9 protein-coding genes are annotated in these 12,723 nt (G+C 36.5%); 5 read left to right on the top strand and 4 right to left on the bottom strand.

Features of this window, described 5'->3' with window-relative positions:
* Nucleotides 1-266 precede the first annotated feature (266 nt).
* The 3 genes from AC13DP_RS11155 to AC13DP_RS11145 are packed head-to-tail and all read left to right on the top strand — an operon-like array spanning nucleotide 267 to nucleotide 3,980.
* Nucleotides 267-806 carry an AAA domain-containing protein gene (locus tag AC13DP_RS11155; RefSeq protein WP_483067827.1) on the top strand — a complete coding sequence of 180 codons (540 nt, stop codon included), beginning with the start codon at nucleotides 267-269 and terminating at the stop codon, nucleotides 804-806.
* A 20-nt stretch (nucleotides 807-826) separates the two neighbouring features.
* A complete protein-coding gene (locus tag AC13DP_RS11150; RefSeq protein ID WP_347406449.1) occupies nucleotides 827-2,734 on the top strand; it encodes an McrB family protein in 1,908 nt (635 codons plus the stop codon).
* Nucleotides 2,727-3,980: an McrC family protein gene (locus AC13DP_RS11145; protein WP_347406448.1), complete on the top strand. Its 1,254-nt coding sequence runs from the start codon at nucleotides 2,727-2,729 to the stop codon at nucleotides 3,978-3,980. The genes AC13DP_RS11150 and AC13DP_RS11145 overlap by 8 nt, the downstream gene beginning before the upstream one ends.
* A gap of 189 nt (nucleotides 3,981-4,169) precedes the next feature.
* Here the strand turns inward: AC13DP_RS11145 and AC13DP_RS11140 are convergent, their stop codons facing one another.
* Nucleotides 4,170-4,421, bottom strand: coding sequence for a helix-turn-helix domain-containing protein (locus AC13DP_RS11140; RefSeq protein WP_483067828.1), 252 nt, complete (start codon nucleotides 4,419-4,421; stop codon nucleotides 4,170-4,172).
* A gap of 451 nt (nucleotides 4,422-4,872) precedes the next feature.
* On the opposite strand from AC13DP_RS11140, the gene AC13DP_RS11135 reads away from it, so the two are divergent.
* On the top strand, nucleotides 4,873-5,649 hold the full coding sequence (locus AC13DP_RS11135) for an RNA polymerase sigma factor (RefSeq protein WP_483067826.1): 777 nt from the start codon (nucleotides 4,873-4,875) through the stop codon (nucleotides 5,647-5,649).
* Between the two features lie 2 nt (nucleotides 5,650-5,651).
* Nucleotides 5,652-6,749 carry a nuclease/transposase family protein gene (locus AC13DP_RS11130; protein ID WP_483067825.1) on the top strand — a complete coding sequence of 366 codons (1,098 nt, stop codon included), beginning with the start codon at nucleotides 5,652-5,654 and terminating at the stop codon, nucleotides 6,747-6,749.
* Nucleotides 6,750-7,129: 380 nt separating this feature from the next.
* On the opposite strand, the gene AC13DP_RS11125 is transcribed toward AC13DP_RS11130, so the two are convergent.
* The 3 genes from AC13DP_RS11125 to AC13DP_RS11115 form a co-directional block, all read right to left on the bottom strand.
* Nucleotides 7,130-9,430 carry a glycoside hydrolase family 3 N-terminal domain-containing protein gene (locus tag AC13DP_RS11125; protein ID WP_483067824.1) on the bottom strand — a complete coding sequence of 767 codons (2,301 nt, stop codon included), beginning with the start codon at nucleotides 9,428-9,430 and terminating at the stop codon, nucleotides 7,130-7,132.
* 24 nt (nucleotides 9,431-9,454) lie between these two features.
* Nucleotides 9,455-10,894: a glycoside hydrolase family 30 protein gene (locus tag AC13DP_RS11120; RefSeq protein ID WP_347407732.1), complete on the bottom strand. Its 1,440-nt coding sequence runs from the start codon at nucleotides 10,892-10,894 to the stop codon at nucleotides 9,455-9,457.
* A 72-nt stretch (nucleotides 10,895-10,966) separates the two neighbouring features.
* Nucleotides 10,967-12,706, bottom strand: a complete 1,740-nt coding sequence (locus AC13DP_RS11115) for a SusE domain-containing protein (RefSeq protein ID WP_483067823.1) — start codon at nucleotides 12,704-12,706, stop codon at nucleotides 10,967-10,969.
* Between the last annotated feature and the right edge of the window lie 17 nt (nucleotides 12,707-12,723).

Raw genomic sequence — 12,723 nt, 5'->3', positions numbered from 1 at the left:
TAGATATCAAGGGGGAATCAATGAGGAAAAAACTTAAAAATAAATAGTAAATTTAACCACAGTAGAATCGATTTTGCGCACTTAGTTTGCTATGCTCACTTTCATCCGGCGCACGTGGTTCACTATGGCCGGCTCATCCAGTCTGGGATCAATCGGCAATATTTATTGAGGATCTGTACAGTTATGATTCTTTAAAACCTGTACTTACGAGGTATCTTAACAAAAGTAAACCTGATTTTACAAAGCTTGAGAAGCAAAATTTGACAGTGACCCATCGCTTTGGGAAGCGTTTATCAAATGTATTGCAGCAGTATGTATATCCGGAAGGTTTCAGTTCAGGTCTTTCAACAGAAACAGATATAATTATTCTGGATGTTAAAAATCCTGCTCAATTTAGAAATGGTACCCGAAAAAATGAAAGTGAGATTAGAGCTATAAAAGATTTGGTCACTCAGAACTTTAAGACGGATAGTAATATGGCTATACTCGCCCCTTATGCTGCTCAGGTTGGTGGTTTGGCTCGTGCCTTACCCGACTTTAATCGCGAAAATAAAATACTTACCGTACATAAGTCACAAGGACAGGAATGGGATACGGTAATTTATTCTGTTTGTGATATAAGCAATGGAAAAAAACCTTGGTTTACCGATTCTACAAATGCAATGTCATCAGGTCTTAACAACATCAATACCGCAATTAGTAGGACCAAAAAGCAATTAATCATTGTATGCGATAAAGACAGTTGGTTATTTATAAAGGGGCAACTGATAAATGGAATATTAGAAGTAGCAACGGAGGTATTATAAAGATTTAATTATACGTATTTATGGATTACAACGAAAATATACCCGCGTACTATTGCGTAGGTTTTCATTATTATGGCACGAAAGAGACCAATCAACTTAGTAAATTTTTAGAAGAGGGGATTTGGGTTAATGGATACGATACTAAGTTTATCAATAATACAAAGCGGGTACCGGTAGGTGCGGCAATAGCAGCTAAGACCACCTATACGATGAAAAAAGAAGGGCGTACGATACCCGTTCTTGAAGTACACGCGCGGGGTATTGTAACCGGTAATCACAATGATGGTAAAAAATTAGAGGTGAATTGGGAACCTGATTTTCAACCTGTAAAATTGATAGGACAAGGAGGATATAGAAATACCATCAGTAGAGTCTGGAACAAAAATGCTATCGAAAAAATATTCTTGAATAACAGGAACCAAGAGGTTTTTGATAAAATTGAGGAATTTGATATTCCTTTAAATCAAATATTATATGGCCCTCCAGGTACAGGAAAAACCTATGAAACTAAAGAACTTGCCGTATCCATCGCAAAACCAGATTTCTCTTATGATCCTGAAAGTAAATTCAGTTATAGAGATCAGATAAATAAAGCATATCACGGGCTGGTTGAATCGAATCAGGTAGCCTTTACTACATTCCATCAAAGTTTTGGTTATGAGGATTTTGTAGAAGGTATTAAGCCTGAAACCAATGAAAAGGAAGAAGTAATTTACAAAGTAGTACCTGGGGTATTTAAAGAATTATGTGAACACGCGGAGGGGGGTAGTGAAACGGTAGAACAGGCTATTGAAAAGTTTAAAGCTAAAATAGAGAGTGAAGGCGAACAAGTTTTACAAACGAGTAGAGGTAAGAAATATAGGGTGGGGTATAACGGAGGTACCACCTTTAGAGTCAATCCAGAGAATAGTGTTAATGAACAACCCGACTATCCCGCTTCTATAGATTTTATAAAAAAGTTGTATATCGGTAAAGATACCAGTGGGATGTATAACCCCAGTTATGTAAAGAGCATTCTTCAGCATTTAAAAGATAATTACGCTTTAAAAGATAGTAAGAAAGCCAAGCAAACCAATAAAAATTATGTGCTCATCATCGATGAAATCAACCGGGGCAATGTATCAGCCATTTTTGGAGAATTAATAACCCTTCTTGAACCAGATAAGCGCAAGAATAAAAAGGAAATGATTGAGGTTACTTTACCTTATTCTAAAGAACCGTTTTCGATACCTTCTAATGTATACATTATAGGGACTATGAATACCGCAGATCGCTCTGTTGAAGCACTCGATACCGCTTTAAGGAGAAGATTTTCATTTCAGGAGATTATGCCTAATCCTGATTTATTAAAACCAGAGCGCATATACTGGGAATTACTATGGCAACATAAAGAGAATGCCTGGCATAGTGCCATTTATAAACCTAAAGAAGAACAGTTTTTAAATTTTGTTGGTGCGGATGATGATCTGTATAACCAACGAAAGGATATTTGGCAGCGAATGGTTAAGGAGGATATGGACGAAAAACAGATAGCTTATTTTGAAGGATTTAATTTTTCAGGGATAAGGCTAGATATCATTCTTAAAATTATTAATAAGCGTATCGAGTATTTGCTAGACCGTGATCATACTATTGGACATTCTTATTTCTTTGAAGTTTATAGTGCAGGAGATATGCAGCTTAAACTCCAGGAAGTTTTTCAGAATAAAATTATACCCTTACTCCAAGAGTATTTTTATAACGATTATGCTAAGATTGGTTTGGTTATAGGTGAAGAATTTATTGAAATAGAAAACTATGATGCCCAAGCTATATTTTCAAAGTCAAGAACAATTGAAGTGAAACAGGAAGCTACTCGTTATGTACTTAAGCCTTTTGATGAAGTTGATTTTGATGCTGCAATTCAAGAGCTAATGGGTTATGAATAAAACGAATTGTATTCAGGTATTTGAATATCAAACCTTACGAATAAACGAAGTGCAGGATGATGTTATTTTTGAACAGAAGCATTTTCGAGCACTCGTCAAACTAAACGAAATACACGGGAATAAGTACTTTACGGTCGGTCTTGACAAAATTACTTTTAAACACTATGTAGGTGTGTTGCAGGTGGATGATCTTTGTATCGAAATCATGCCTAAAGCAGATCGTAGCGCTACTGATACCGGTCTTTGGCGCGATGTGCTGATCGATATGCTCAAAGCTACCCGCAAGCTTAAACTAAATCAGGTGGATCACGCCAATGTTACTAAGCAGAGCAAACATCTACTTGATATTTATTTTGAGTGGTATCTCAATGAGGTACAAAAACTTATCCATCAAGGACTGATAAAAAAATACTACCGCAAACAGGGTAATTTAAATACTTTAAAAGGGAAGTTGGTTTTTGCCAAGCAAATCTCGCAAAACCTGGTGCATAAAGAACGTTTTTATACCGAACATCAGGTATATGATAAAGACCATTTGATTCATCAAATACTACAGCAGGCATTGGGTATCATCGAGCAATTTACCCGTGGCGGTTACCTGTACGGCAAGTGTAAATCCATACAATTGGATTTTCCCGAGGTGAAGTCTATTCAGGCTACTGCGGCAACTTTCAATCAATTGGTGATATGCCGTAAAGAACAAGCTTACGTTACCGCTTTAGAAATAGCCCGACTCATCATCCTCAATTTTGCTCCCAATGTACAAAGCGGTAATGAAAAAATGATCGCCTTGCTTTTTGATATGAATAATCTGTGGGAAGAGTATATATTGGTTGAGCTTAGGAAAGCCTATAGGGATAGTGATTATCGGGTATTAAGTCAATGTAGTAAATCGTTTTGGAATGGTATCCATATACGTCCGGATATTGTGATTATGAAAGGTGATAAGACAGAGTTAATCATTGATACCAAATGGAAAATGGTTCACAATAATAAACCAAGCACTAATGATTTACGACAGATGTATGTATATAATGAATATTGGGAAGCCCCAACAGCTATTTTGTTATATCCTACAAATGAAGAAAAAAAATGGATGGTAGAGCATTTTGAAAATATAGAAGAACGAGAAACCCATCATCGATGTGGTTTAGGTTGGATTAATATTATTAAAGATGGAAGTCTCAATAAAGATATTTGGAAAGGCCTATTAGAATTATTACCTAAAAACGTAAATTCAAACTAGCTATTTAAATTAGGTTATAGTAAAACAGCAAACCAATGAAAAATTTACTTTTAATCCTTACTTTTTTGAATTCCTCAATCACCACGGCGCAATGCTTAGACGATTTTTACAGGAAGTGACGAACTTTTCTTCTGCTGTCATAACTGGTTAGTTTACGACCTTCTCTTTCAATTTCAAGATATGTTCTCTTTATTTCAAATAATTAAATAGTTCTATAATCGGAACTTTTAATTCTCGAGCGATTTTAAATAAAGTTTCAAAAGTCGGATTAGTATTTCCTCTTTCAATTTCACCAATCGTCTTTTTTGCGTTTCCTGTTCTCAATCCTAATTCTTCTTGAGAAATAGGCTTATTTGTGCTTGGATCGATAACTTTTTTTCTGAGTTCAGCAATTCTCAATCCTAGCGCTTTTTTCTCTGTTATGAGCTTTTTATCTGACATTAGGATAAAAGTCACATTTTCTAAAACAAAAAAAGGATACATATATGTATCCTTTTTAGTTTTTTTACTATATTTGAGTATCACTAAGCAATGATGTAATCATTTACATAGCATCTATTGTAAATAGAAACTCTATAGCACTATTCTTTTCGGGCAGTATAAGACTTGATTTAATAATGATATAAACATAAAACCAAACCTATAAGAAGAAACCAGCGTTTAATGAATTAGCCATTTAGTCTAGGCTAGAAGCCAGAAAGCCTTCCCTTAAGCTATATAAGCCTTTCCCTAAGTTTAACGGCTTTTTTGGGAAGGCCTATGGTTTCAAATTAGTTAAAGACAAACAAACCACAGTAAATTATGAAAACTATACTCCACACCGCTAGGCTCCTATTAGTTATCAGTACAGTCCCTGTTCGAAGATCCCATCCAACATTAAAAACTGTTGGCTATGGAACGTGAGTTTAAACTTTTAAAAGAAGGGCATCCTGATGCCATGGAGTTTATTTATGCCCGATATCAGCATAAGCTCTTTTGGATGGGGAAGCAGCTAATTAAGGATGAATTTGTTATTGAGAGCATTCTTCAGGATACGTTCCTAAAATTATGGGAGAAAAGAGATCATATAGAAGATCCTAAACATATGCTCTACTTCCTTCTTCATGTGATGAAACGGGATTGTAGCTATTACTATATCCGACCCAGGAATAATTTTCACCGGAACATCAACAGCTTGGATAATTACGAGAACTACCAGGAATATATACATGGCTATGACCCGGAGTCAGAAGATGAGCATCTAAAAGATCAGGAAGTCAACCAAAAAGCTCTTGACCGAATAAGGTGTGTTTTTCCTTTACTCAGGCCGGAAAGAAGATATCTAATTGAACTCTGCTTAAAATACGGTTTTCAGTATAAAAATATTGCTGAGCTTATGGGAACAAGCACTACCTATACCAGTAATGAGGTAAAAAGAGCGATTGACGATATTAAAAAGATTATTCACCAAGGGAGCAATTTGGGTTCAAAACCTGATCAAATTCAAGTAAAGAAAAATACTAGAATAACCAGGGAACAAGAAAAAGTCTTACAGCTACGGAATGAAATGCACTATTCTTTTGCGGCTATTGCAGAAGAATTGCAACTATCCCAAAAAGAAGTCCACAAGGAATTTGTGACTGCTTATAAGCTTTTACAAAGTAAACACAAACAACAACAATCTGCTTAATCATGGGAAAAGAAACTATAAAACTTACCCGGAAGATCCAGTTGCTAGTGGATGCACCTACTAAAGAAGAAAGAAAAGAGGCTCTTGATACCCTATACCGTTGGCAAAACCGAAGCTATAGGGCGGGTAACCTTATTGTTACTCACCAGTATATTCAGGAAATGATTAAGGACTTTTTTTATTTATCGGAAGGTATAAGATATAGGCTGGTGGATGAAAAAAAAGCTGAAGATGGCATACTCAATCGTTCAAAGAGCAATTGTACCTACCGGGTGGTATCTGATCGTTTTAAAGGTGAGGTCCCAACCAACATTTTAGCCAATATGAATTATAATATCATGAATAATTTTAATAAAAACTTGGTACAATATAGGAGGGGAGAGCGCTCGCTTGCAAATTTTAGAAGGGATATTCCTTTTCCATTTGGAACGATAGGTATTCATGGATTATCCTATAAAAAAGAAAAAAAAGCATTTTGCTTTCGTCTATTTTCCATCCCTTTTAAAACCTATTTAGGCAAGGATTATACTGATAAACGAAGCTTACTGGAACAGGTAGTAGCCGGAAACATAAAGCTATGTACTTCTAAAATTCAGTTGAAAAAAGGAAAAATTTATTGGTTGGCCGTATTTGAAGTCGCGAAAGAAAAGCATAACCTAAAACCGGAAGTCATTGCAGAAGCTTCCTTATCCCTTGAACATCCTATTATAGTAAAATCCAGAAAAGCAACACTTAGTATCGGCAGTCGGGAAGAGTTTTTATATAGAAGATTAGCCATACAGGCTGCTTTAAAAAGGGCGCAAAATGCTACTGCCTATTGCAAATCTGGAAAAGGTCGTAAACGCAAAACAAAAGCAGTAGAGAGATTTCACGAAAAAGAAAAAAACTATGTAGGTAACCGCTTGCATGTATACAGCCGAAAGCTTATTGATTTTTGTATTAAACATGAAGCCGGGACACTTATTTTATTAAATCAGGAAGATAAAATGAAAATTGCCAAAGAAGACGGATTTGTTTTAAGGAATTGGAATTATTATGAGCTGATGACCAAAATAAAATACAAAGCCGAAAAAGCCGGAATTGAACTTATCGTGGATTAAATATGATAATGAGGGTGCTTGTACACCCGTGAGGTGAGGTTTGGAATAACACTCACTAAATGCAGGCAGCATATACAACAAAAACCTTCCCTTTTTTTAGGCATTGAGGCATGAAGGATGAAGAGAACTGGAATTATGACAAATGAGAGCATGCTAAAATGAAAATGGAATTGCGTAAAGTCGGTTTTGAGATTATATTGGGGTTCAAGGTGGAACCTATTTTAAAGGAACAAAAACTTTTCTGTAGGAAGAAAAGATCGTTTCTTTAAATCCATGTTACTAGTTGAAGTAGGGGTGAAGAAGTTTTAGGAATCTTGATAAATAAAAACGAGGCAGATTCTTAGATCTGCCTGTTTTCTAATGGATTTTTTTTGGTACAACTAATTCACCAAAAAGCTTTCTTCTAAATCTTTAATTAAAATTTTGAATTCTCCGGGTTCCAAAATACTCTCGCCATGGTTATCGGCATATTTTAAATCATCGGTAGAAATAATAAAGTTGATGGTTTTGGATTCTTTAGGGGCTAATTCGATTTTTGTAAACCTTCGTAAGCGTTTTACATCGGGTGTGATTTTGCTGGCATACAAATCTGAGGTATAAAGCTCTACCACTTCTTTCCCTTTACGATTTCCAGTATTCGTCACTTTAACAGAAATTTCCAAATCTTCTCCTGCTCCAATTTCGGTTTTATTGATTTTTAAATCTGAATAACTAAAAGAGGTATAGCTTAAGCCATCGCCAAACCGGTATTGTGGATTGTAATCGGCTTCATAATTATAAACCCCTTCGGCTTTCTTTTGCTCTTCGGAAGGTTTATGAATATAACCAATTGTAGCATTGGGATAGCGTGGGTAGGTATAAGGCAACTTCCCGGAAGGGTTTACCTCACCATATAAAATATCGGCTAGCGCATCGCCCCCAAAATTTCCTGGCAAATAGGTTTGTACTACCGCTTGCATAGCTGGTTCAATCTGGCTAATAATTCGTGGTCGGCCTTCATTCAACACTAAAATTACAGGAGTTCCAGTAGCAGCTACTTTTTTAGCTAATGCTATCTGATGTTCGTTTAAGTATAAATCATTGAGATCTCCGGGTTTTTCGGTATAGGTATTTTCTCCTAAACATAAAATAACTACATCTGCTTTTTTAGCTTCAGCAACCGCTTTTTCTAACTGATCTGGAGCTTGCTCATAGTATTTTCCGTCCATTTTATAACTAACTCCGGGAACATAGGTAATATTCTTTTTCTTTCCTTTTTGCTGAAGCGCTTCGAAAATCGTGTTATATTCCTGCGCATACTCAGGAGTTTTTTCACCTTGCCAAGAATACGTCCACGCTCCATTTAAAGTTCGCATAGTATTAGCATTAGGTCCAGTGACTAAAATCTTGGTATTCTTTTTTAAAGGAAGAATATTTTCTTCGTTTTTTAATAAGGTAATCGATTCTGCTGCGGTATGGTAAGCTGCTTTTTCAAATGCTTCACTACCAAATTCAGGATAATCTTTAGGATTTGTGGTAGGATGCTCAAATAAATTCAATGCAAATTTTACACGTAAAATTCTTCGTACCGCATCATTAATTCGTTCTTCTTTTACTTTTCCTTCGTTCACCAATTCTACCAAATTATTGTAAAAAACTTCGTATTTGTAAGGAACCATCGACATATCGATTCCGGCATTTATCGCCATCATCACTGCTTCTTTATCGTCTTTAGCAATTCGATCCCGGCGATTTAAATTTTCAATATCTGCCCAATCGGTTACCACTATTCCTTTAAAGTTTAATTCATTTTTCAGCAAACCAGTCAATAAGTTTTTATTAGCGTGTACCGGAATTCCGTTAATAATACCACTGTTCACCATCACCGTATGTGCTCCGGCGTCAACCGCCGCTTTAAATGCCGGTAAATGATATTCGCGTAAGGCTGAAGTTGGAATATAAGAAGGTGTTCTATCTTTTCCTGAAGTAGCTGCGTGATAGCCTAGAAAATGCTTCAGTGAACTAGCTACGTGTTCAGGATTTGAAAGGTCATTATCTTCCCCCTCATAACCATTGATCATTTCTACGCCTAATTCTGAAATTAAATAAGGATCTTCTCCAAACGATTCCCAAATTCTAGGAAATCGAGGATCCATCCCTAAATCTAATACCGGAGAAAAATTCCACGAAATACTACTGGCTCTAGTTTCGTAAGCGGTAACTTCTGCGCCTCTTCTTACTAAATCCCGATTTCTGGTAGCAGCCTGCCCTATTTGCTGTGGAAACATCGTTGCGCCCACGGTATAGGTGGCACCGTGAATCATATCTACTCCGTATAACACGGGAATTTCTAATCGATCTTTTAAGGCTGTTTCTTGAATCTGACTAATTAATGAATACCATTTTTGCGGTGTGAGGGCACGGTTATTAGCGGTATTTAAAACTGAACCAATATGATAATCGACCAAAGCTTTATTTAACGAATCTTGATCTAATTCAAAAGGTTCGTAACTGGAATAAATATCTTCTCCTTTAGTGATGACATCTAAGGTAATTTGGGTCATCTGCCCTACTTTTTCTTCGATGGTCATCTTATCGATTAACGACTCAATTTCTTCATCGTGAGCGGTACTGTTTAGTTGTGCTTGGACTAAATTTACAAGGCATAAAAATACTCCTAGCAATAATGAATTTAATTTCATAAAGTTTATAGTTTTTGGGGATTTTTAAATGGCATATGTACCAACGGATTGTGCTGGTAATTTCACTTCGAGCGTTTCTTTTTCTAATTGAAGCAGAAAGGATTGTTCTTTTTTATTTTTATTCTGTACAATCACTACAATCTTACCTTTAGGAGTGCTAAAAGCTACATTTGGTAAATCTTTGAGTAGGTTAGATTCAATTCTTACAGAGCCCGGAGTTACAAATTTTGAAGCCTGAGCTATAATATAATATGCCGGTTCTCTTATAACTTTATCACCTTCAATAGTGATAGCGCCTAAACAACGATCACAACCACCCCGATCGGTATGGGGCTCTTGATTTTCGTCGGCAGCAAGGTTCCACTCCAAAACTGTTTTACACCAGTTTCTGGTAGCTCCAATAATTAAATTTTCGGTATGCCAATTCATTTCTTTGGCAAAATCACCGGGAGCTCCTACCCATTGTTCGGTGAAATACAAATTTTTATCCGGGTGCGCTTCGTGTACTTTAGAAATAGCATCAACTTCACCACCGTATAAATGAAAAGCAGCACCATCAATGTATTTTGCAGCCACAGAATCGTTTAAAATCGTGATAGGGTAATCGGGACGATCGGCATTATGGTCATAAACAATAATCTTGGTGTTGATATTATTTTCTTCGAAAACCGGTCCTAAATGACTTTTTACAAATTCTTTTTGCTGTTCAGCTTGCATTAACAAACTCGGATTGTTACCGGGATGCAAAGGTTCGTTTTGTACCGTAATCGCATCAATAGTAATCCCTTCAGCTTTCATAGCTTCAATATATTTTACAAAATACCTGGCATAACTATCGTAAAATTCTTCTTTTAAGCTTCCACCGCGGGTATCGTTATTGGTTTTCATCCATGTTGGTGGTGACCAAGGAGAACCTAAGATTTTAATATTCGGCTGAATTTTAATAATTTCTTTTAGCACCGGAATTAAATGAAGGGTATCGTTTGCTAAAGAAAAATGCTCGAGGTTTTTATCGGTTTCACCTTCTGCTAAATCATCATAGGAAAATGGTGCTTCGTCTAAATCTGAAGCGCCAATACTTATACGTAAATAGCTCACTCCAATACTACTAGCATCTCTTCCAAATAATTCTTTTAATAAAGCCTGACGTGCATCATCCTTCATGTTGTGGATATGCATCGCGCTACCACCGGTTAAGGTATACCCAAAGCCATCCATTTCCTGATAGGTTTTCCCTGGATTAATTTGAATGACCGGTAGTTGTTCTGAACTTTTACTTTGGGTTTGATAAAGTTCACTTTCGGCTAATAATTGGGATTGATCGAGTGTCGTTACATAAACCTTGCCTATCGGTGTATTTTCTTCTTTAGAGGAATTTGTGTTAGAATCTTTACAAGAATGCATACTGACCATTAGTAAAAATCCTAAAGCTACTCCTGTATATTGTTGAAGTATTTTTTTCATTGTTGATGTAAAATACCTAAGCAGATGATTGGCTAAAGTCATCTGCTTAGGAAAGTTTAAGGAAATTAATTTTTATTCGGCTATAATTTCAAAAGTTGCATTGGAGTAGGTAGAATCTACAGTGATATTAGCTTGATAGCTTCCTGATTGCGTGATAGGGTTTAAATCGCCACCACCATTTACTAACGCTCCACTCATCACTGAATTATCACCGCCTTCAGGAGTACCAAACTGTACGTCCCAAGGCGAATTAAATTTTAGGTTGTATCCTGCTTCTAAATTTTGGGTAGTTGTGAATTGCATAGGATGTACATAAGTCATTGCAAATTCATTACGACCATCCCAATTACTTGGATCCCAATGGAAAAGTTTAAGGTTGTAATATTGCCAACTTCCACTTCCTGTTGCAAAATTAAAAGTTAGTTTATACGCCTGATCATGATCTACGCTAAACTCACCTGGCCCTTCTACAAAGGACATTCCGGCAGCAACACTATCACCATCAGGGCTATCGGTAGCGCCAATGATATTCGAGGTGAAATAAGAAGTACCCGTACCATCTTCCGCACTATTTAGGGAATAACTTACTCCGGCTTGTAATGGAAGGTATGCTGAAGTGAACGTATCACCCTCTAAAGAGAATTGAGCAATCGAAGTTCCGTTTTCTAATAAAAACAAACTTGGAGGGGTTTCTGAAGGAGCACTTAAATTACTCTCTAAATTATAAGTGTAGGTATCGCCAGATAAATCTAAGGTAACGGTAAATTCTCCAGAATTATTCAACGGAATATCTTCGATGTTTATTCCTGCCTCGCCGGCTTGAGACTCCATATAAAGTTCATTGGAAGTTCCCTGAATTCGCTTCAATAAATACCCCCAATCTTGGTTAGCCCTGAAAACAAAAGCTCCGGTTGTTTCTCCATTTGGTACGGTTAAAAACATCGTTGTTTCCCAAACACCATTACCCATATATTCCAAAGGTTCGTCACCATCCCAAGCATTTGGAATAACGCTTCCTACAATACTCCAATGCTCTATTTTCCAAAGCGAATAGGTATTATCGTTTAAGTTTACGGTAATTCTATATTCACCGCTTTCTTCTACTGCAATCGGGTTTCCGTTCTTTTCGATAACTCCTTCTTCTCCTCCATAGATATGTGCTGGCAATTCTTGGCGACTATATATACTAAAAGTTTGCCCTGCTTCTAAAGAAGTATAAGCTTCAAAAATAGAAGTGGACGCTCCTGATGCATTTTGTAAATGACGCATAGGAATCGCTGCTGAAATATCATTCCCTACTTCTGTAGCACTTCCAGCTATAAACAATTGATTAGGAACGTATTCATTTTCAAATCGAGTGACACTTAAGGTTCTCGTAGCATACATTTTAGTATCTTGACAAATCGCTACCACCGTCCATTCTAATTCTGAAGATTCATTAGCTGGATAACCAGCGTAGGATAACGCTAAATCTAAATCTGAAGCCTGAATGCTTGCTGAAGTTGCTTTTCCGTTATTATCAGATTTCACACTGATGATCGGTGAATCATGATCTTCGCTACCTAAGGTATCGATCTGAAGTTCGTAACGAACCTGAAACCCTGCAGTAGAAACCGCTTCTTGCCATTCAAAATAAAAATTTTCATTAGCCCGATCTTCCTGAAGCAATAGTTCTTCTCCTTCTTCAGGTGAAATTAATTCGGGTTGAGACAATTCCCAATTCCCAATAGGGTCTAAGTTATCATCATTTTCACAGCTCAATAGCCCGAAAACCGATAAACAAATAAGTATATAGCTATAATATTTTTTCATCTTTCTAAATTTTTAGT

Source organism: Zunongwangia sp. L-65, from assembly GCF_056859415.1.
Note: the sequence above shows the minus strand (reverse complement) of the source record. Positions and strands in the feature narration are given on the sequence as shown.